This is a genomic window from Pseudomonas sp. zfem003 (genome assembly GCF_032621675.1).
GTDB lineage: Bacteria > Pseudomonadota > Gammaproteobacteria > Pseudomonadales > Pseudomonadaceae > Metapseudomonas > Metapseudomonas otitidis.
Genome location: NZ_JAVYJG010000010.1, coordinates 97,778 through 118,770 on the forward strand (window position 1 = coordinate 97,778; position 20,993 = coordinate 118,770).

Annotated in this window: 10 protein-coding genes and 1 pseudogene; 6 read left to right on the forward strand and 5 right to left on the reverse strand. The window is 71.1% G+C overall.

The features are described from left to right. Positions 1 to 10: 10 nt before the first annotated feature. Positions 11 to 1,390, reverse strand: coding sequence for an MATE family efflux transporter (locus RTK35_RS23385; protein ID WP_316909112.1), 1,380 nt, complete (start codon positions 1,388 to 1,390; stop codon positions 11 to 13). Between the two features lie 210 nt (positions 1,391 to 1,600). Between RTK35_RS23385 and RTK35_RS23390 the strand changes: the two genes are divergently transcribed. From RTK35_RS23390 to RTK35_RS30665, 4 genes and pseudogenes are all read left to right on the forward strand, one after another. Next, entirely contained in the window at positions 1,601 to 6,517 is a 4,917-nt protein-coding gene (locus tag RTK35_RS23390) for an alpha-2-macroglobulin (protein WP_316909113.1), read from the forward strand. A gap of 137 nt (positions 6,518 to 6,654) precedes the next feature. Next, entirely contained in the window at positions 6,655 to 8,973 is a 2,319-nt protein-coding gene (gene pbpC / locus RTK35_RS23395) for a peptidoglycan glycosyltransferase PbpC (RefSeq protein WP_410478709.1), read from the forward strand. A gap of 314 nt (positions 8,974 to 9,287) precedes the next feature. Further along, positions 9,288 to 10,310: pseudogene (locus RTK35_RS30660) on the forward strand (cache domain-containing protein); the annotation flags it as partial. A gap of 135 nt (positions 10,311 to 10,445) precedes the next feature. Next, positions 10,446 to 11,174 carry a methyl-accepting chemotaxis protein gene (locus RTK35_RS30665; protein ID WP_373874426.1) on the forward strand — a complete coding sequence of 243 codons (729 nt, stop codon included), beginning with the start codon at positions 10,446 to 10,448 and terminating at the stop codon, positions 11,172 to 11,174. Between the two features lie 21 nt (positions 11,175 to 11,195). On the opposite strand, the gene RTK35_RS23405 is transcribed toward RTK35_RS30665, so the two are convergent. The 3 genes from RTK35_RS23405 to RTK35_RS23415 all read right to left on the reverse strand — a co-directional run bounded on the left by RTK35_RS23405 (position 11,196) and on the right by RTK35_RS23415 (position 13,811). After that, positions 11,196 to 12,317 carry a GGDEF domain-containing protein gene (locus tag RTK35_RS23405; protein WP_316909115.1) on the reverse strand — a complete coding sequence of 374 codons (1,122 nt, stop codon included), beginning with the start codon at positions 12,315 to 12,317 and terminating at the stop codon, positions 11,196 to 11,198. Between the two features lie 98 nt (positions 12,318 to 12,415). Then, the gene (locus RTK35_RS23410) at positions 12,416 to 12,862 is read right to left on the reverse strand and encodes a DMT family transporter (protein WP_044411209.1); all 447 of its coding nucleotides are present in this window, start codon (positions 12,860 to 12,862) and stop codon (positions 12,416 to 12,418) included. 64 nt (positions 12,863 to 12,926) lie between these two features. Beyond that, complete coding sequence (locus RTK35_RS23415) at positions 12,927 to 13,811, reverse strand: MBL fold metallo-hydrolase (protein ID WP_044411211.1); 885 nt, start codon at positions 13,809 to 13,811, stop codon at positions 12,927 to 12,929. A 106-nt stretch (positions 13,812 to 13,917) separates the two neighbouring features. On the opposite strand from RTK35_RS23415, the gene RTK35_RS23420 reads away from it, so the two are divergent. After that, a complete protein-coding gene (locus tag RTK35_RS23420) occupies positions 13,918 to 14,817 on the forward strand; it encodes a LysR family transcriptional regulator (RefSeq protein WP_044411213.1) in 900 nt (299 codons plus the stop codon). A gap of 890 nt (positions 14,818 to 15,707) precedes the next feature. Here the strand turns inward: RTK35_RS23420 and RTK35_RS23425 are convergent. Continuing rightward, positions 15,708 to 17,717, reverse strand: a complete 2,010-nt coding sequence (locus RTK35_RS23425) for an NADPH-dependent 2,4-dienoyl-CoA reductase (protein ID WP_316909116.1) — start codon at positions 17,715 to 17,717, stop codon at positions 15,708 to 15,710. Between the two features lie 199 nt (positions 17,718 to 17,916). On the opposite strand from RTK35_RS23425, the gene fdnG reads away from it, so the two are divergent. Further along, positions 17,917 to 20,991 (forward strand): formate dehydrogenase-N subunit alpha, encoded by a 3,075-nt coding sequence (gene fdnG, locus RTK35_RS23430; protein WP_139233695.1) that lies wholly within the window; start codon positions 17,917 to 17,919, stop codon positions 20,989 to 20,991. The last annotated feature ends 2 nt before the right edge of the window (positions 20,992 to 20,993 follow it).

The following is a 20,993-nucleotide window of genomic DNA, read 5'->3' on the forward strand; positions in this document are numbered from 1 at the left end:
ACAGGCTCCTTCAGGGTGCAGGGGAGGGGGAAGCGTTCGAGGGCGCAGGCGCCCCCGCGAACCAGGCATCGCGCCGCTGCAGGCGCCAGGCCAGGCCCGCCAGGCTGAGGCCGCGCAGCGCCATGAAGCCCAGGAAGGCCAGCCACAGCCCGTGGTTGCCCAGGCCCGCCAGGGCCAGCCCCAGCGGCAGGCTCAGCAGCACCGCCAGCAGCATCGCGTTGCGCATCTCGCGGGCGCGGGTGGCGCCGATGAACAGGCCGTCCAGCAGGTAGCTCCACACCGCCACCAGCGGCAGCAGCGCCAGGTAGGGCAGGTAGCGGTGGGCCACCGCGCGCACCTCGGCGATGTCGCTCTGCAGGTCGATGAACAGCCCGCCGCCGAGCAGGAAGAACAGCGCAAAGCCCAGGCTGGCGATCAGCGACCAGCTCCCCGCCACCACCAGGGCCCGGCGCAGCTCCGCGCGGTTGCCGGCGCCGATGGCGTGGCCGCACAGGGCCTCCACCGCGTGGGCCAGGCCGTCCAGCGCATAGGCGGTCACCAGCAGGCCGTTGAGCAGCAGCGCGTTGGCCGCCACCGTGGCATCGCCCAGCCGCGCGCCCTGCACCGTGAGCAGGAAGAACACCAGCTGCAGCGCCAGGGAACGGATGAAGATGTCGCGGTTCACCGCCAGCAGCGGCCGCCAGCTGGCCCAGCGGCGCAAGGCACCCGCCACGATGCGCCCCGGGTGGCGCCGCAGCGCGCCCCGGGTCAGCGCCAGGCCGATCAGGGCGCCGAACCACTCGGCCGTCACCGCCGCCTTGGCCGCGCCGGCCACGCCCCAGTCCAGCCCGAGCACGAACCACAGCGCCAGGGCGATGTTCGCCAGGTTGGTCCCCAGCAGGATCGCCAGCGGTGCCCGGGCGTTCTGGGTGCCGAGGAACCAGCCCACCAGCGCGTAGTTGGCCAGGGCCGCCGGCAACCCCAGCAGGCGCAGGTGGAAGAATTCGCGGGTCAGCTGGTCCAGCTCCGCCGAGGGCGCCATCAGCCCCAAGGCCAGGTGCCCGAAGGGCAGGGCCAGCAGCCCCAGGCCCAGCGCCAGGACCCCGGCCAGCAGCAGGCCCTGCAGCAGCACCTGGCGCAGCGCACCGCCATCCGCCCGTCCGGCGGCCTGGGCAGCGAAGCCGGTGGTGCCCATGCGCAGGAAACCGAGCACGCCGATCATCAGCGTGTAGAGCATGCTGCCCACCGCCACGGCGCCCAGCTGGTGGGCATGGGGCAGGTGGCCCACCACTGTGCTGTCCACCAGCGCCACCAGGGGCACGGAAACGTTGGAGAGGATCATCGGTGCGGCCAGACCCCACACCCGTCGGTGGGTGGGGCGGTGCCGCCAGGCGTCGCGAATCGGGCTCATTCTCGGGCTCCGCAAGGGCAGCGCAGTATAGCGGTGCAAGCGCGTGGGGCGTCGACTGGAGGGCGCCTCCAGAAACTGCCTGCGTGGATTGAGAGCAGACCCAAGCGGAACATTTATGCCGTCCAAAGCGTGAAGGCGGCGACTTTACTGGCATCACGGCTCGTCTATAGTTGCCGCGCGCGCAGCCGCGCGTCCCGCCCCGGAGTCACCATGTCGTCGTACAAAGGATTGTTACTGGCCCTCTCGCTGGGGCTGCTTGCCGCCTGCGATTCCTCCACCCCCGAACACACCGCCGAGAAGGCCGCCGCCGAGCCCGCTGCCCAGGTCCAGGCGCCCCGCGCGCCGGTGGACACCGCGGCGCTGGCCAAGCGCTACGCCGGCCGCGAGCTGAAGGTGGTGGACATCTCCGAAGTCCAGCTCGACGGCGCCAGCGCCCTGTCGGTGACCTTTTCCGTGCCGCTGGACCCGGAGCAGCCCTTCGCCGAGCGCCTGCACCTGGTGGACAAGGCCAGCGGCAAGGTGGATGGCGCCTGGGAGCTGGACGACAACCTCATGGAGCTGCGCCTGCGCCACCTGCAGCCCAAGCGTGACCTGGAGCTGACCATCGACGCCGGCCTGCGCGGGGTGAACGACGCCCGCCTGGCCAGCGCCAGCGTCAGCCAGCTGCGCACCCGCGACCTGCAGCCCTCGGTGGGCTTCGCCAGCCAGGGCTCGCTGCTGCCCAGCCGCCTCGCCGAAGGCCTGCCGGTGATCGCCCTCAACGTCGACGCCGTGGATGTCGACTTTTTCCGCGTGCGCCCCGCCGAGCTGCCCAAGCTGCTCGCCCGCTGGGGCCGCCGCAGCCAGATGAGCTACTGGGACAGCGACGCCCTGCTGCGCACTGCCGACCTGGTCTACTCCGGGCGCTTCGACCTCAAGCCCGCGCCCAACACCCGCGAGAACCTGCTGCTGCCCATCGCCGGCATCGAGCCGCTGAAACCGGCCGGCGTGTACCTGGCGGTGATGCGCCGCGCCGGCCGCTACAGCTACAGCAACCCCGCCACGCTGTTCACCCTGAGCGACATCGGCCTCTCCGCCCACCGCTTCGGTGGCCGCCTGGATGTCTTCGCCCAGGCCCTGGAGGGCGGCAAGCCCCAGGCCGAGGTGAACCTGCAGCTGCTCGACCCCGAAGGCACCGTGCTGGCCGAGGGCAAGACCGACGACAAGGGCCACCTGCAACTGCCGCTGACCGACAAGGGCCGCGTGCTGGTGGGCCACCAGGGTGACCAGATCAGCCTGCTGCGCCTGGACACGCCGGCCCTGGACCTGTCCGAGTTCGACATCGCCGGGCCGGCCCAGCAGCCGCTGCAGTTCTTCGTCTTCGGCCCGCGTGACCTCTACCGCCCCGGCGAGACCGTGCTGCTCAACGCCCTGCTGCGTGACCGCGACGGCCACGCCCTGGCGCCCCAGCCGGTGAACGTCGAAGTGCGCCGCCCGGACGACCAGGTCAGCCAGAGCTTCGTCTGGACCCCCGACGCCAACGGCCTCTACCAGCACCAGCTGGCCCTTTCGGGGGACGCCCCCACCGGCCGCTGGCAATTGCTGATCGACCTCGGCAACGGCCACAAGCAGCTCTACGAATTCCAGGTGGAGGACTTCCTCCCCGAACGCATGGCCCTGGAGATCAAGGGCAGCGACACGCCCCTGGAACCCGGCGACGTCGCCCGCTTCCAGGTGCAGGGGCGCTACCTCTACGGCGCCCCGGCTGCCGGCAACCGCCTCACCGGCCAGCTCTACGTACGGCCGCTGCGCGAAGCGGTGAAGGCACTGCCCGGCTACCAGTTCGGCTCCGTGACCGAAGAGGAGCTGAGCCAGGACGTGGAGCTGGACGAGGTCAAGCTCGACGAAGCCGGCAAGGGCGCCCTGGAGCTGGAAAGCCGCTGGGCCAGCGCCCGCTCGCCGCTGTCGCTGACCCTGCAGGCCAGCCTGCTGGAGTCCGGCGGCCGCCCCGTCACCCGGCGCCTGGAGCAGCCGGTGTGGCCCGCCGCCCGCCTGCCCGGCCTGCGCGGCGTGTTCACCGACGACCAGGTGGACATGAACGGCATGGCCGAGGTGGAACTGCTGATCGCCGACCCCGAGGGCAACAAGCTGGCTGCCCAAGGCGTCAAGGTGCGCCTGGTGCGCGAGCGCCGCGACTACTACTGGAGCTACGACGACGACGGCGGCTGGAACTACCACTACAACGAGAAATTCCTTATCAGCGACGAACGCCTGGTGGACGTCGCCGCCAATGGCACCACCCGCGTCAGCTTCCCCGTGCAGTGGGGCCCCTACCGGGTCGAGGTGGAAGACCCGCAGACCGGGATGGTCAGCAGCCTGCGCTTCTGGGCCGGCTACCGCTGGCAGGACAACACCGAGGGCGGCGCCGTGCGCCCCGACCAGGTCAAGCTGGCACTGGACAAGCCCGCCTACAACGAAGGCGACGTGGCACGCATCAGCGTCACCCCGCCAGCGGCCGGCAGCGGCTACCTGCTGGTGGAGTCCGCCGACGGCCCGCTGTGGTGGCAGAACATCGACGTGCCCGCCGAAGGCCGCACCTTCGAGGTCCCGGTGGGCCGCGAATGGGCCCGTCATGACCTCTACGTCAGCGCCCTGGTGGTGCGCCCCGGCGAGCGCAAGGAGCGGGTCACGCCCAAGCGCGCCGTCGGTCTGCTGCACCTGCCCCTGGAGCGCGCCCCGCGCAAGCTGGCGCTGACCCTGCGCGCCGCCGAGAAGATGCGCCCCAACCAGCCCCTGGCGGTGCACGTGCAAGCGAAGAACGCCGACGGCACCCCGGCGCGCCAGGCCCATGTGCTGGTGGCGGCGGTGGACGCCGGCATCCTCAGCATCACCGACTACGCCACCCCCGACCCCTTCGCCGCGCTGTTCGGCCGCAAGGCCTACGGCGCCGACCAGCTGGACGTGTACGGCCAACTGATCGAAGCCGGCCAGGGGCGCCTCGCCTCCCTGGCCTTCGGCGGTGACGCCGGCCTCGCCGCCGGTGGCAAGCGCCCGCCGAGCAAGGTGCGCCTGGTGGCCCTGCAGAGCGTGCCGGTGACCCTCGACGAGCAGGGGGAGGGCGACGTCAGCCTGGATATCCCCGACTTCAACGGCGAGCTGCGGCTGATGGCCCAGGTGTGGACCGACGAACGCTACGGCATGGCCGAAGGCAAGACCGTGGTGGCCGCGCCGCTGGTGGCCGAACTGGCCGCCCCGCGCTTCCTCGCCGGCGGTGACGAGACCAGCGTCGCCCTCGACCTGACCAACCTCTCCGGCCAGCCCCAGGCCCTGGACGTGAAGCTGGAGGCCGACGGCCTGCTGCGCCTCGCCGAGGCCCCCGCCGGGCAGACCACCCCGCTGCAACTGGCCGACGGCCAGCGCACCACCCTGCGGGTGCCGGTGCGCGCCCTCAGTGGCTTCGGCCAGGGCAGCATCCGCGTCACGGTCAACGGCCTGGCCCTGCCCGGCGAGGCCCTGGCACCGCTGACCCGTGACTGGACCCTGGGCATCCGCCCGGCCTGGCCGGCGCAGACCCGCAGCTTCCGCGCGGTGCTCAAGGGCGACAGCTGGAGCCTGCCCGCCGGCACCCTGGCGGCCTTCGAGACCATCGGCCGCGAGGCCCGGCTGTCGGTGTCCGCGCGCCCGCCGCTGAACATCGCCGAGCACATCCGCGCCCTGCGCGCCTACCCCTATGGCTGCGCCGAGCAGACCACCAGCGGGCTCTACGCCTCGCTCTACCTCGACGCCGCCACCCGCCAGCGCCTGGGCCTGGCTGACGAGCCCGACGAGCAGCGGCGCAAGGCCATCGCCATCGGCATCGAGCGCCTGCTGGGCATGCAGCGCTTCAACGGCAGCTTCGGCCTGTGGAGCAACGAGAGCGACGAGGAGCCCTGGCTGACCGCCTACGTCACCGACTTCCTCCAGCGCGCCCGCGAGCAGGGCTTCGACGTGCCCGCCGCCGCCCTCACCAAGGCCAACGAGCGCCTGCTGCGCTACCTGCAGGACCGCAACCAGATCGACGTGAACTACACCGACAACAGCGACTACAGCCGCTTCGCCGTGCAGGCCTACGCCGGCTACGTGCTGGCCCGCACCCAGCAGGCACCCCTCGGTGCCCTGCGCAGCCTGTTCGAGCGGCGTGCCGAATCGCGCTCGGGCCTGGCCCTGGTGCAACTGGCCGTGGCCCTCAAGGCCATGGGCGACCAGCCCCGCGCCGACCAGGCGCTGGAGGCCGGGCTGGCGGCCCAGGCCGTGCGTGGCGACGGCTGGTACGCCGACTACGGCAGCACCCTGCGGGACGAGGCGCTGATCCTCGCCCTGCTGGAGGAAAGCGGCCTGGCGCCGGATCAGGTCGACGCCCGCCTGTTCCCGCTGTCGGATCGCCTGGCTGGCCGTGACTGGCTGTCGACCCAGGAGCGCAACGCGCTGTTCCTCGCCGGCCGCCACCTGATCGGCAAGCCCGAGCCGGACTGGCAGGCCAGCCTGGACATCGCCGGGCAGGCCCGCACCCTGGACCGCGACCACGCCAACCTGCGCCTCGACGAGCAGGCCCTGGCCGAACCGCTGACCCTCACCAGCCGCAGCCCGGCGCCGCTGTACCAGCGCCTGACCCTGTCCGGCTACCCGACGGAGGCACCGAAGGCGGGCGGCGAGAACCTCTCGATCCAGCGCGACTACCTGGGCCTGGACGGCAAGCCTGTGGACATCCGCGACCTGCGCAGCGGCCAGCTGGTGCTGGTGCACCTCAGTGTGCAGGCCCGCGAGCGCACCCCCGACGCCCTGGTGGTGGACCTGCTGCCCGCCGGGCTGGAGCCGGAGAACCAGAACCTGGCCCACAGCGCCGCCAGCCTGCAGGACGCCAGCCAGGAAGTGCGCGGCCTGCAGGAGTCCATGCAGGGGGCGGCCATCAAGCACCAGGAGTTCCGTGACGACCGCTACGTGGCCGCCGTGGACGTCAGCGGCTACGACACCACGCACCTGCTCTACCTGGCCCGCGCCGTGACGCCCGGCACCTACCGCGTGCCGCCGCCCCAGGTGGAGTCCATGTACCGGCCGCAATGGCAGGCCCTGGGGGATGCGCCGGAGGTGATGGTGATCCACGACCGCTGATGGCCTCGCCCCCGGTCTTGGCGATGCCCTGAAGGCCGGCCCCACCCCCTTGCGGTGGCGGGGCCGGCCGTTGTCCGATGCTGCCTGGAGTGCCGTTCGTGTCGTTGCTTTCCACCTGCCACCGTGGCGCCCGCCGCCTGGCGCGGCGCCGTTGGATCAGCGTGCCGCTCCTGCTGCTGGCGCTGCTGTGGCTGGCCGACCGCCTGTTCCCGCTGCCACTCCCGGCCGACGACCGCGCGCGGGTGGTGCTGGCCGAGGACGGCACCCCGCTGTGGCGCTTCGCCGACGCCGACGGCGTATGGCGCTACCCGGTGACCCCGGAGCAGGTTTCGCCCTATTACCTGGAGGCGCTGCTCACCTACGAGGACCGCTGGTTCTACCGCCACCCCGGGGTCAACCCGCTGGCCCTGGGGCGCGCGGCCTGGCAGAACCTCAGCGGCGGCCGGGTGCTCTCCGGCGGCAGCACCCTGTCGATGCAGGTGGCGCGGCTGCTCGACCCCCACCCGCGGACCTTCACCGGCAAGTTGCGCCAGCTGTGGCGCACCCTGCAGCTGGAATGGCACCTGTCCAAGGCGCAGATCCTCACCCTCTACCTGGACCGCGCACCCTTCGGCGGCACCCTGCAGGGGGTCGCGGCGGCCAGCTGGGCCTACCTCGGCAAGCCGCCGTCGCAGCTGACCCGCGCCGAGGCCGCCTTGCTCGCGGTGCTGCCCCAGGCGCCTAGCCGCTTGCGCCCGGACCGCCACCCCGAGCGCGCCACGGCCGCGCGGGACAAGGTGCTCAAGCGCCTCGCCGACTACGGCGTGTGGCCCCAGGCGGTGGTGGACGAGGCCCTGCAGGAGCCGGTGCTGCTGGCGCCGCGCCAGGAGCCAAACCTGGCGCCACTGCTGGCGCGGCGGCTGAACCTGCCGGGCAGCCCGCCGCTGATCCGCACCACCGTCGACGCCGCCCTGCAGCGGCGGCTGGAAAGTCTGCTGCTGGGCTGGCGGGCGAAGCTGCCGGAGCGCACCTCGGCGGCGATCCTGGTGGTGGAGCACCCGAGCATGGCGGTGCGCGCCTACCTGGGGTCGGTGGAGCTGGACGACGCCCGCCGCTTCGGCCACGTCGACATGGTCACCTCGCTGCGTTCCCCCGGCTCCACCCTCAAGCCCTTCCTCTATGGGCTGGCCCTGGACGCCGGGCTGATCCATTCCGAATCGCTGCTGCAGGACGTGCCGCGCCGCTACGGCGACTACCGCCCCGGCAACTTCTCCTCCGGCTTCAGCGGGCCGGTGGCGGCCAGCGAGGCCCTGGCCACCTCCCTCAACCTGCCGGCCGTGCAGCTGCTGGAGGCCTACGGGCCGAAGCGCTTCGCCGGTGAATTGCGCAGCGCCGGCCTGCCCCTGGTGCTGCCGGCCGGCGCCGAGCCGAACCTGGCGCTGGTGCTGGGCGGCGCCGGGGCGCGGCTGGAGGACCTGGTAGGCGCCTACGCCGCCCTGGCCCGCCAGGGCCGTGCCGCCACGCCGCGCCTGCAGCCGGACGAGGGGCTGCGCGAGCGGCGCCTGCTGTCCCCCGGAGCGGCGTGGATCGTGCGGCGCATCCTCGCCGGCCAGTCCCGCCCGGACCCGGACCCCCAGGCCCCGGCGCCGCTGGGCCCGCTGCTGGCCCTGAAGACCGGCACCAGCTACGGCTTCCGCGATGCCTGGGCCATGGGCGTGGGGCCACGCTACCTGGTGGGCGTGTGGATCGGCCGCCCCGACGGCACCCCGGTGCCGGGCCAGTTCGGCCTGGCCTCGGCGGCGCCGCTGCTGATGCAGGTGCACGACGTGCTGCTCAACCGCGACGCCCAGCGCGGCGTGCTGCCCCCGGCGGACCCACGCCCGGACTCGGTGGGCATCGCGGCGATCTGCTGGCCCCTCGGCCAGCCCCTGGACCGGGGCGACCCCAACTGCCGCCGGCCGCGCCTGGCCTGGACCCTCGACGGCACCACCCCGCCGACCCTGCTGGCGGCCGACCAGCCGCTTGGCCTGGGCCTGCGCCAGACCTGGTGGGTGGACGCCCAGGGCCGGCGCACCGCGCCGGGTTGCCCCGGCGCCCAGCCCCGCGAGGTGGCGCTGTGGCCCGCCCCGCTGGAACCCTGGCTGCCCCGGCGCGAACGCCTGGCCGGGCGCCTGCCGCCGCCCTCGCCGACGTGCCCGCCGGTGCTGCTGCCCGGTGCCGCACCGCTGTCCATCGTCGGCCTGCGCGAAGGCGAGCAGGTGCGCCGCCCGGCAGCCAGCGCGGGCCCGCTGCGGGTGCGCCTGTCGAGCCTGGGCGGCAGTGGCCGGCGCTGGTGGTTCCTCGACGGCGCGCCCCTGGGCGAGAGCAGCCCGGACGGCGCCCTGGACGCATGGCCCGGTGACGTGGGGCGCCATCAGCTGAGCCTGCTGGACGAGGCCGGAGCGACCGCTCGTCTGGAGTTCCGGGTGATCGACTAGCCACCGCTCAAGCAACTTGACCCCGCGGTCGAGAAAACAGGGTGGGCGGGCTGCCGGATTGTCCGGCTTCATGTATACAATCCGCCGTCCCGCCCGGCCCCCGTGCATTCGCGCGCGGTCGGGCCCGTAACCGGACAGGCACGTCCGAACGCCTCGCCCCTCCCAGGAGCCCCACCTGCCCGCCCCGGATCGTGGCGGCCCGCCGGCGCGTGCCAGCGGGGCAGGGCGGTCGCGTGCCTTTCAGCCACACAGTCCCAGGAGACAGGTCCATGCGCCTCTGGCAACGCAGTATCCAATGGCAGTTGATCCTCAGCATGGGCGCGGCCCTGCTGGTGAGCATCCTCATCGTGGTCGGCCTCTACTCGGCGGTGGTCTTCCGCCTGAGCGACCGCTACCTGGTGGGCGAGGCGTTGCCCAAGAGCACCCTGGCCATCCGCAACGACCTGGAGCGGGTGCTGGCCGAGCCGCTGACGGCGGCGCGCTCCCTGGCGGACAACAGCCTGGTCCATGACTGGCTCGGCGCCGGCGAGGACCCGGCGCGCCAGGCGGACTTCGTGCGTTACCTGGCCGGCGTGCAGGCGCAGCACAACGCCCTGGTCACCTTCCTGGTCAGCCAGGACAGCGGGCACTACTACACCGGCAAGGGCCTGGACCGCACCCTGACCCGGGGGCCGGCGGAGAACGCCTGGTTCTACGGCTTCCTCGATGGCGGCAAGCCGCGCTCGCTGGACATCGACGTGGACAAGAGCACCCGCCAGCCGACGCTGTTCATCAACCAGCGGGTCAGTGCCGGTGGCCGCACCCTGGGGGTGGCGGGCCTGGGCTACGGGCTGGGGGCGATGTCGGCGATGATCCGCGACTTCCGCTTCGGCAAGAGCGGGCGGGTGTACCTGGTCAGCGCCGACGGCAAGGTGAAGATCCACCCGCAGTCGGACTACAACGACAGCCGCACCCTGGCCGACCTGACCAGCGGCGATGCCGCCCGCGCGCTGCTGGGCGGCCAGGGCCAGGCGGTGCGCTTCGAGCGTGACGGCCAGCCCTTCCTGGCGCTGGCCCAGCCGCTGCAGTCGGTGGACTGGGTGCTGGTGAGCGAGGTGCCCGAGGGCGAGATCTACGCCGAGGCGCGCCAGGCGCTGATCACCACCTGCCTGGTGGGCGTCGGCGTGGCGCTGCTCTCGCTGTTGCTGGTGGTGCTGCTGGCCCGTGGGCTGGTGCGGCCGATCCGCCAGGTGACGGCGGCGCTGGTGGAGATCGGCGGTGGTGGTGGCGACCTGACCCGGCGCCTGGACGACAGCCGCGCCGACGAGCTGGGCGACCTGGCGCGAGGCTTCAACCGCTTCCTGGAGAGCCAGCGCGGGCTGATCGCCGACGTGCTCGGCACCAGCCGCAGCCTGCGCGATGCGGTCGGCCAGGTGACCACGGTGGTGGAGAACACCGCCCAGCGTGCCGGCCGCCAGCAGGAGATGACCGACATGGTGGCCACGGCGGTGCACGAGATGGGCCTGACCGTGCAGGAGATCGCCCGCAACGCCGGCAGCGCCGCGCTCAGCTCGCAGAAGGCGCGGGACGAAGCGGTGCAGGCGCGCCAGGTGGTGGGGGATTCCATCCGCCACATCGAGCGCATGTCCGGGGAGATCGGCGAGGCGGCCACGGCGGTCACCGAGCTGGCCGAGCAGGTGGCGTCCATCGACCAGGTGCTGGCGGTGATCCGTGGCATTTCCGAGCAGACCAACCTGCTGGCACTGAACGCCGCCATCGAAGCAGCGCGGGCCGGCGAGATGGGCCGCGGCTTCGCTGTGGTGGCCGACGAGGTGCGCACCCTGGCCAGCCGCACCCAGGCCTCCACCGACGAAATCCAGCAGATGATCCAGCGCCTGAAGAGCGGCGCGGAGACGGCCGTCAGCTCCATGCGCGCCGGGCAATCGGCCACCGGCACCGGCGTCGAGGCCAGCCAGCGCACCGGCCAGTCGCTGTCGGCGATCACCGACCAGGTGGAGGCCATCAGCGACATGAACCACCAGGTGGCGGCCGCCACCGAAGAGCAGTCCTCGGTCACCGAGGAGATCAACCGCAACGTGCAGGGCATCGCCGACCTGGCCGGTGCCACCGCCGGCGAGGTGCGCGGCTGCCGCGAGGAGTGCCAGGCACTCAGCCGGCTGGCCGACGACCTGGCCGGGCAGATGGGGCGCTTCCGCCTCTGAGGCCGGGCGGCGGGTGGCGGCCTAGGCGGTCTCCACCCGGTCGCGGCCGTGGCTCTTGGCGCGGTACAGGGCATCGTCCACGCGCTTGAAGAAGGCCTCGGCACTGGCGTCGTGCTGCGGGTCGAAGCAGCCGACGCCCAGGCTGGTGGTCATCGGCAGGGTGTGCCCGTCATAGGTCAGGCCCTCGCGGGCCAGGGCGCTGCGGAAGCTCTCGCCCAGTTGCACGGCCTGCTCCCGCGTGGTGCCGGGCATCAGCACGCCGAACTCCTCGCCACCCAGGCGCAGCAGGGCGTCGCTGTCACGGCGGAACACCTGGCGCATGCGCTCGGCGAACTGCTCCAGGCAGCGGTCGCCGGCAGCGTGACCGTACTCGTCGTTGATGCGCTTGAAGAAGTCGATGTCCAGCAGCACCAGCGACAGCGGCGAGCCCTCGCGGGCGGCGTGGGCGACCATGGCCGGGAACAGGTTGTTGAACTGGTGGCGGTTGCCCAGCAGGGTCAGCCCGTCGGTGCGGCTGAGGGCATCCAGGCGCTGGCGCTGCACCAGCAGCTCCATCTCCAGGTTCAGGGTGCCCTGGTACTCGCGGTGGCTGCGGTTGAGGGCCAGCAGCAGGTAGCTGAGGTAGAAGGCCAGGGTCACCAGCTCGGCGGTGAGCCGCTCGGGGGCCAGCAGCATGGCGGCCAGGCCCGGCAGGTACAGCAGCATCAAGGCGAGGATGGCCCAGGCCCGGCGCATGGCGAAGTTGAAGGCCATGGCGGTGCCGAAGGCGACGGTGCTGAGGGTGCCGATGATGCGGGCGTCCCGGTAGTCGGGCGCGAGGATCATGTAGGCGTGGGCCAGGCCCCAGGCCAGGCAGGTGAGCAGGATCAGCCCCCAGTGGGTGTCCAGCCAGCGCTTGAGCTGCGCCTGCGTGGCGGCCGCGCCCGGGCAGTGGCGGATACGCGCCACCAGCAGGGCACCGAACAGCAGGGTGCCGCCCAGGCCCAGCAGCAGGTGCTCGCCGGGTGCGGCGCTGAAGGCCCAGGCAATGGTCCAGGCCAGCAGGTAGTAGAGGCCGCCAAGGCGGGTGCGGGTGCGGGTGTCCTGGATCTCGCGCCAGAGCGGGAAGGTCTCCGGCTGGTGGGGCAGCTCTGTGTCAGTCATGCGTTGTGATCACAAATACGGCTGGTGGGCAGAGCTTACCCGGTTCCGCATTGACATCAACTGGCCACTGTCCTGGCTGACCTTTGTCTGACGGCCGGTCAGCCGCGGCGGATCATCCACACGCCGGCGATGATCAGGCCCAGGCCGGCCAGCTTGCCGACGCTGATGGGCGCCTCGCGGTAACCGGCCCAGCCGAAGTGGTCGAGCGCCAGGGCCATGCTCAATTGCCCGGCGAGCACCAGCACCATGAACAGCAGCGCGCCGATGCGTGGCCCGGCGAAAGCGGCGGTGGCGATGAACACGGCCCCCAGCAGGCCGCCGCTCCAGTGCCACCAGGTGAGGCCCTTGAGCGCAGTGAAACTGGGCAGTTCGCGTTGCGCGGCGGCGACGATGAACAGCGCCACCGTGCCCACCAGGAAGGAGATCAGCGCCGCACTCATGACGCTGGAGACCTGCCTGGCCAACTGGCCATTGATGCCCGCCTGGAGCGGGAGGAAGGAACCGGCGACGAAGGGCAGGGCAAGCAGCCACCAGGCATTGGGCATGGGGGAATCTCCTGAAACGAAGGGGGCGGCGATTATGCCGCCGCCCCTCGGTCGCTGTCTCAGATCAGGGCCACTGCATCTCGCCCTTGAGCACCTTGGCGCTCAGTTCCAGGTCTTCCACGCCGTGCAGGTCGGGGTAGCGCTTCTTCATCGCGGCCACCAGGGCCTTGGCGTCCTTGGCGCGGGGCAGTTCCTGCTCCAGGGCCTTGAGGTAGTCGCGGGTGAACTGCAGGTCGCCCAAGCCCTTGGCCGGTTCGCCCAGGTAGTGGCCGGGGACCACGCGTTGCGGTTGCAGCGCTTCCAGGGCGTCCAGCGCGCCGACCCAGTTGCGGCGGGATTCGACGGTCTGCGAGTCGGCGGTCCACACGTGCATGTTGCCGCTGACCAGCACGCCACCCAGCACGGTGCGCAGGGACGGCACCCAGAGGCTGGTGTGGCTCGGGTCCGGACCGTCCAGGCCGATCACGCGGATGCGCTCGCCTTCCAGGGTCAGGCTGTCGCCCTGCAGCGGCTGCGGCACCACCAGGTTGCGCGGCGCGCCGTCCTTGAGGATCGGGCCCCAGTGGGCCAGCTTCAGGTCCTTGGTGGCCTGGATGTGGGCGATGGTCTGCGGGGTGGCCAGCACCTTGGCGTCCGGGAAGGCGCGCAGCAGGGTGTCCAGGCCGAAGTAGAAGTCCGGGTCGCCGTGGCTGATGAAGATGGTGGTCAGGCGGCGGCCGCTGGCCTGGATGCGCTTGACCAGGTCATCGGCCTGGTGGCTGGAGAACTGCGCGTCCACCAGCAGGGCGTCCTTCTCGCCCAGCAGCAGGGAGGAGCTGACCGGGAACACGGCCTGCTCGCCGGGGTTGTAGACCTGCAGTTCCAGGGGTTGCTGGGCCAGGGCGCTGCCGGCGGCGGCGCTGAGCAGGGCGCCGGCCAGCAGGCGGCGGATGAGAGCGAACGGGGCCATGGTGGGCTACCTCGGTGAGTGGGTGACGGCGTGCAGGATAGTTGCGTGATAGGCGGCAAAAAACGCCATAATCCGCGCTTCTTTGTTGCACATAGCGAGCATAGACATGGATCGGATCACTGCCATGCGGGTCTTCGTCGAAGTGGTGGAGCGGGGCAGCCAGACCGCCGCTGCCGATGCCCTGGACATGTCGCGGGCGATGATCTCGCGCTACCTCGCCGCACTGGAGGAGTGGGCCGGCGCGCGCCTGCTGCACCGCAGCACCCGGCGCCTGAGCCTGACCGGCACCGGCGAGCAGATGCTGCCGCAGTGCCGGGAAGTCTGCGCCCTGGCCGAGTCCATGCAGAGCCTCGGGCGTGACCACCGCGAGGCGCCCAGCGGCCGCCTGCGGGTCACCTGCAGCCAGTCCTTCGCCCAGGCCTGGCTGGTGCACGAGATCGGCCGCTTCCAGCAGCAGTATCCGGCCGTGGGCATCGACCTGCTGGTGAACAGCCAGGCGGTCAACCTGATCGAGGAACGCATCGACCTGGCCCTGCGCATCACCAACCAGCTCGACCCCAACCTCATCGCCCGGCGCCTCGGCACCTGCCGCTCGGTGGTCTGCGCCACCCCGGCCTACGTCGCCCGCCACGGCCTGCCGCGCACCCCCGAGGACCTGGTGCGCCACGACTGCCTGACCTACTCCTACTTCGGCCGCAGCCTGTGGACCTTCTTCCGCGACGGCGAGCCCAGCGCCGTACCGGTCAGCGGTCGGCTCAGTGCCAACGAATCCATGGTGCTGCTGGAGGCCACGCTGGCGGGGCAGGGCATCAGCCTGCAACCGCGCTACTCGGTGGCCGCCCTGGTGCGCAGCGGCGACCTGGTGCAGCTGCTGCCCGACCACGAACCCCAGGTGCTCGGCATCTACGCCCTCTACGGCAGCCGCCGGCAAATGCCCCACGCCCTGCGCCTGCTCCTCGACCACCTCGCCGAACGCCTGCAGGACGACACCGACTGGGACGCGTGAAGCCCAGCGGCTCCAGGAATCTCGAAGTCCCTCACCCGGAGCCGGTCACGATGGGCTTCGCACAGCTCAGCCCATCCTACGGACGGAGCGGGACCGTAGATACAAGGATGCGGTGAGCTCGGCGAACCGCATCGATCCGTCAGGAATGCGAGAGGCCGACGTCTCCAGCGGCCCATGAGCGTTGCGTTGGTGGATCGATCCCGCAGCCACCCCGATGGGCTTCGCACAGCTCAGCCCATCCTACGGACGGAGCGGGACCGTAGGATGCGGTGAGCTCGGCGAACCGCATCGATCCGTCAGGGATTCGAGAGGCCGGCGTCTCCAGCGGCCCATGAGTGTTGCGTTGGTGGATCGATCCCGCAGCCACCCCGATGGGCTTCGCACAGCTCAGCCCATCCTACGGATGGGGCGGGGCCGTAGGATGCGGTGAGCTCGGCGAACCGCATCGATCCGTTAGGTGTGCGAGAGGCCGACGTATCGGCGGCCCATGAGCGTTGCGTTGGTGGATTGATCCCGCACGCCATCCCGATGGGCTGCGCACAGCTCAGCCCATCCTGCGGACGGAGCGGGGCCGTAGGATGCGGTGAGCTCGGCGAACCGCATCGATCCGTCAGGGATGTGAGAGGCCGAGGTCTTCAGCGGCCCATGAGCGTTGCGTTTGTGGATCGATTCCGCACGCCGCGCACCCTGATGGGCTTCGCACAGCTCAGCCCATCCTACGGATGGAGCGGAACCGTAGGATGCGGTGAGCTCGGCGAACCGCATCGATGTTGAAAGGCTCCCACAGGGTGCAGCCAAACAGCTTCAGGCATCGGTCGTAGGGTGGGGCGGGCGGCGTTCCGCTTCAGCCCACCGGCTTCTATCTACATGCCCGGGAATGTCGACGACCCTCACAACCGCGCCGCCAGCTCGGCGCCTTCGCGGATGGCGCGCTTGGCGTCGAGTTCGCCGGCGCGGCGGGCGCCGCCGATGAGGTGCAGGCGCAGGTGGTCGGAGCCCTGCACCGGGTGCAGGTCGCGCACGGGTTCCTGGCCGGCGCAGATCACCACGTTATCCACAGGCAGCACCTGCTCGCGTCCGTCGTGGCGGATGTGCAGGCCGTCGTTGTCCACGCGCAGGTATTCCACCCCGCCCAGCATCCGCGCGCCCAGGCGTTGCAGGTGGGCGCGGTGGACCCAGCCGCTGGTCTTGCCCAGCCCCCGACCGAGGGGCGCCAGCTTGCGTTGCAGCAGCCACAGCTCCCGCTGCGGCTGCAGGGCGAGCGGCGGAACCAGCCCACCGGGCGTGGTGCCTTGCAGGTCGATGCCCCACTCGGCACGCCAGCGTGCCGGGTCCGGTGTGTGCGGCTGCAGCAGGAAGGCCGCCAGGTCGAAGCCGATGCCGCCGGCCCCCACCAGCGCCACCCGTTCGCCCACCGGCGCACCCAGCAGCACCTCGGCGTAGCTGAGCACCTTGGGGTGCCCGCCGCCCGGCAGCGCCAGCGCGCGGGGGCGCACCCCGGTGGCCACCACCACCTCGTCGTAATGGCCGCTCAGCTCGCCGGGGCCGATGCGGCGGTTGAGCACCAGCTCCACCCCCAGCTCCGCCAGGCGGGTACGGAAGTAGCGCAGCGTCTCGTCGAACTCCGCCTTGCCGGGGATGCGCCGGGCCAGGTTGAACTGCCCGCCGATCTCGGCCGCCGCCTCGAACAGCGTCACCCGGTGCCCGCGCTCGGCGGCCACGCAGGCGGCGGAAAGCCCCGCCGGCCCGGCGCCGACCACGGCGATGCGCTTGGGCTGGCGGGTGCGGCGGTAGCGCAGCTCGGTCTCGAAACCGGCCCGTGGGTTGACCAGGCAACTGGCGCGGCGGTTGGCGAAGGCGTGGTCCAGGCAGGCCTGGTTGCAGGCGATGCAGGTGTTGATCGCCTCGGGCCGACCCGCCGCGGCCTTGGCGACGAACTGCGGGTCGGCCAGCAGCGGCCGGGCCATGGACACCAGGTCCGCCTGGCCGTCGGCGATCAGCGCCTCGGCCAGCTCCGGGGTGTTGATGCGGTTGCTGGCCACCACCGGCACCCGCAGCACGCGCCGCAGCCGTGCGCTGACCTCGGCAAAGGCCCCGCGCGGCACCGAGGTGACGATGGTGGGCACCCGCGATTCGTGCCAGCCGATGCCGGTGTTGAGCAGGTCGATGCCGGCCTCCTGCAGCGCCAGGGCGATCTGCTGCACCTCTGCGGCGGTGTTGCCGCCCTCCACCAGGTCCAGTAGCGACAGGCGGAAGCCGATGGCGAAGCCGTCCCCGGCCATGCGGCGGATGCGTCGGACGATCTCCACCGCCAGGCGCATGCGGTTTTCCAGCGAGCCGCCCCAGCGGTCGCGGCGCTGGTTGGTACGCGGGCAGAGGAACTGGTTCAGCAGGTAGCCCTCGCTGCCCATGATCTCCACCCCGTCGTAGGCCGCCGCCTTGGCCAGCCGCGCACAGCGCACGAAGGCCCGCAGGGTGCGCTCGATGCCCCGCTCGCTCAGCTCGCGCGGGGCGAACCAGCTGATGGGCGACTTCAGCGGCGAGGCCGAGACCACCAGCGGGTGATAGCCGTAGCGCCCGGCATGCAGGATCTGCAGCAGGATGCGCCCGCCCTCGGTGTGCACCGCCTGGGTCAGGCGGCGGTGGGCCGGCACTTCCAGGCCGCGGGTCAGGCTGCTGCCGAAGGGCAGCAGCCAGCCCTCCCGGTTGGGCGCGAAGCCGCCGGTGATGATCAGCCCGACGCCGCCCCGCGCCCGCTCCCGGTAGTAGGCCGCCAGCTTGTCGAAGTCCCGCAGGCGGTCTTCCAGGCCGGTGTGCATGGAGCCCATCACCACGCGGTTGCGCAGGTGCAGCGGGCCGACGTGCAGGGGCGAGAGCAGATGGGGATAGGCTGTGTTCATGGCGGACCGGCGCGGGGAGAAGGGCCTTCACCATAGGAAGTTGCGCCCGGCGGGATAACGGCCCGGTTGACGTGCCGCTCGGGCATTTCGGTCAAACCATTGCTCTGGATCCATGCGCGGAGCGGTTCGCTTGACTAAGCTTCCGGGGCTGAAGAGTCGCCGAAGAGCGGCTCCCTTGCCTGATGCAGGAGAACCCACGATGGACATGAACCGTCGACAGTTCTTCAAGGTCTGCGGTGTAGGCCTTGGAGGATCGAGCCTGGCGGCGCTGGGGATGGCACCCCCGGTCGCCTTCGCCGACCAGGTGCGCCATTTCAAGCTGGCGCGAACCGTCGAAACCCGTAACACCTGCCCCTACTGCTCGGTCGGCTGCGGCCTGATCATGTACAGCCAGGGCGATGCGTCGAAGAACGTGGCGCAGAACATCATCCACATCGAGGGCGACGCGGACCACCCGGTCAACCGCGGCACCCTCTGCCCGAAAGGCGCCGGCCTGCTGGACTTCGTCCACAGCCCCAACCGCCTGAAGTACCCCGAGGTCCGCGAAGCCGGTTCCAGCGAGTGGAAGCGCATCGAATGGGACGAGGCGCTCGACCGCATCGCCCAGCTGATGAAAGCGGACCGCGACGCCCACTTCGTGGCCAGGAACGACGCCGGACAGACGGTCAACCGCTGGCTCACCACCGGTTTCCTCGCCGCGTCGGCATCAAGCAACGAAGCCGGCTACATCACCCACAAGGTGGTGCGTTCACTGGGCATGCTGGGGTTCGATAACCAAGCACGTGTCTGACATGGCCCGACGGTGGCAGGTCTTGCCCCGACGTTTGGCCGTGGCGCCATGACCAACCACTGGACCGACATCAAGAATGCCGATCTGGTGCTGATCATGGGCGGCAACGCTGCCGAAGCCCATCCCTGTGGCTTCAAATGGGTGACCGAAGCGAAGGCCCACAACAAGGCCCGGCTGATCGTGGTCGACCCGCGTTTCACGCGCTCGGCTTCCGTGGCCGACTACTACGCACCCATCCGTACCGGGACCGACATCGCGTTCCTGGGGGGGCTGATCAACTACCTGATCACCACCAACCAGATCCAGCACGAGTACGTCCGGCACTACACCGATGCGTCGTTCATCGTGAACGAAGGCTTCAGCTTCGAAGACGGCCTGTTCAACGGCTACGACGAGGCCAAGCGCGCCTACCCGGACAAATCCGCCTGGAGCTACGCCAAGGGCGAGGACGGCTACGCCCGCGTCGACCCGACGCTGGAAGACCCGCGCTGCGTGTTCCAGCTGATGAAGAAGCACTACAGCCGCTACACGCCCGAGGTGGTCAGCCGCACCTGCGGCACCCCGCCCGAGCAGTTGCAGAAGGTCTGGAGCCAGATCGCCGAGACCTCCGCGCCCGGCAAGGTCATGACCATCCTGTACGCCCTCGGCTGGACGCAGCACTCGGTGGGCTCGCAGATCATCCGCACCGGCGCCATGGTGCAGCTGCTGCTGGGCAACATCGGCATGCCCGGTGGCGGGATGAACGCCCTGCGCGGCCACTCCAACATCCAGGGCCTGACCGACCTGGGGCTGCTTTCCAACTCCCTGCCGGGCTACCTGACCCTGGCCGGCGACGCGGAGCAGGACTATGCCGCCTACATCGCCAAGCGCGCCGCCAAGCCCGCGCGGCCGGGGCAGCTGTCCTACTGGCAGAACTACGGCAAGTTCCACGTCAGCCTGATGAAGGCCTGGTTCGGCAAGTCCGCCACCGCCGAGAACAACTGGTGCTACGACTGGCTGCCCAAGCTCGACGTGCCGGCCTACGACGTGCTGCGCTACTTCGACCTGATGCACCAGGGCAAGGTCAACGGCTACTTCTGCCAGGGCTTCAACCCCATCGCCTCGTTCCCCAACAAGGGCAAGGTGGTGGAGAGCCTGGCCAAGCTGAAGTACCTGGTGGTGATGGACCCGCTGGCCACCGAGACGTCCGAGTTCTGGCGCAACGCCGGCGAGTACAACGACGTCGACACCGCCAGCATCCAGACCACCGTGTTCCGCCTGCCCACCACCTGCTTCGCCGAGGAGGACGGCTCCCTGGTCAACAGCGGACGCTGGCTGCAGTGGCACTGGAAGGGCGCCGAGCCGCCCGGCCAGTGCCGCACCGACATCGCCATCATGGGCGCACTGTTCCACCGCCTGCGCGCGGCCTACACCCGCGACGGCGGCGCCTTCCCCGACCCCATCCTGGGGCTGGACTGGAACTACCTGCGCCCCGACGAGCCGGCCCCGGACGAGATCGCCCGCGAGTTCAACGGCAAGGCCCTGGCCGACCTCAACGACCCGGCCACGGGCGCACCGCTGCTCAAGGCCGGCGAGCAACTGCCCGGCTTCGCCCTGCTGCGGGACGACGGCAGCACCGCCAGCGGCTGCTGGATCTTCGCCGGCTGCTGGACCGCCGCCGGCAACCAGATGGCCCGCCGCGACAACGCCGACCCCTACGCCATGGGCCAGACCCTCGGCTGGGCCTGGGCCTGGCCGGCCAACCGGCGCATCCTCTACAACCGCGCCTCGGCCGATCCCAACGGGCAACCCTGGGACCCGAAGAAGAAGCGCCTGGTGTGGTGGAACGGCAAGGCCTGGGGCGGCACCGACGTGCCCGACTACAAGCCCGACGTGCCGCCGGAGCAGGGCATGAACCCGTTCATCATGAACCCCGAGGGCGTCGCGCGATTCTTCGCCCTCGACAAGATGAACGAAGGGCCCTTCCCCGAGCACTACGAGCCGTTCGAGACGCCCATCGGCCGCAACCCGTTGCACCCGGAGAACCGCAAGGTCACCAGCAACCCCGCCGCCCGCCTGTTCCCGGGGGACCGCGAGATGCTCGGCACCGCCGACGAGTTCCCCTATGCGGCGACCACCTACCGCCTCACCGAGCACTTCCACTTCTGGACCAAGCACTGCCGGCTGAACGCCATTGCCCAGCCCGAGCAGTTCGTCGAGATCGGCGAAGCGCTGGCGCGGGAGCTGGGCATCGTTGCCGGCGAGCGGGTCAAGGTGTCGTCCCAGCGGGGCTACATCAAGGCGGTGGCCGTGGTCACCAAGCGCATCCGCCCGCTCGAGGTGGACGGCAAGACCGTCCACCAGATCGGCATCCCGCTGCACTGGGGCTTCTCCGGCGTGGCGCGCAACGGCTACCTGACCAACACGCTGACGCCCTTCGTCGGGGATGGAAACACCCAGACGCCGGAGTTCAAGTCGTTCCTGGTCAAGCTGGAAAAGGCATAGGA

Excerpts from the sequence above, each read along its gene's own strand:
- RTK35_RS23425 (WP_316909116.1), bottom strand. The coding sequence starts at position 17,717 with ATGAACACAGCCTATCCCCATCTGCTCTCGCCCCTGCACGTCGGCCCG.
- RTK35_RS23420 (WP_044411213.1), top strand. The coding sequence starts at position 13,918 with ATGGATCGGATCACTGCCATGCGGGTCTTCGTCGAAGTGGTGGAGCGG.
- RTK35_RS23410 (WP_044411209.1), bottom strand. The coding sequence starts at position 12,862 with ATGCCCAATGCCTGGTGGCTGCTTGCCCTGCCCTTCGTCGCCGGTTCC.
- RTK35_RS30665 (WP_373874426.1), top strand. The coding sequence starts at position 10,446 with ATGGTGGCCACGGCGGTGCACGAGATGGGCCTGACCGTGCAGGAGATC.
- RTK35_RS23405 (WP_316909115.1), bottom strand. The coding sequence starts at position 12,317 with ATGACTGACACAGAGCTGCCCCACCAGCCGGAGACCTTCCCGCTCTGG.
- RTK35_RS23415 (WP_044411211.1), bottom strand. The coding sequence starts at position 13,811 with ATGGCCCCGTTCGCTCTCATCCGCCGCCTGCTGGCCGGCGCCCTGCTC.
- RTK35_RS23390 (WP_316909113.1), top strand. The coding sequence starts at position 1,601 with ATGTCGTCGTACAAAGGATTGTTACTGGCCCTCTCGCTGGGGCTGCTT.
- RTK35_RS23385 (WP_316909112.1), bottom strand. The coding sequence starts at position 1,390 with ATGAGCCCGATTCGCGACGCCTGGCGGCACCGCCCCACCCACCGACGG.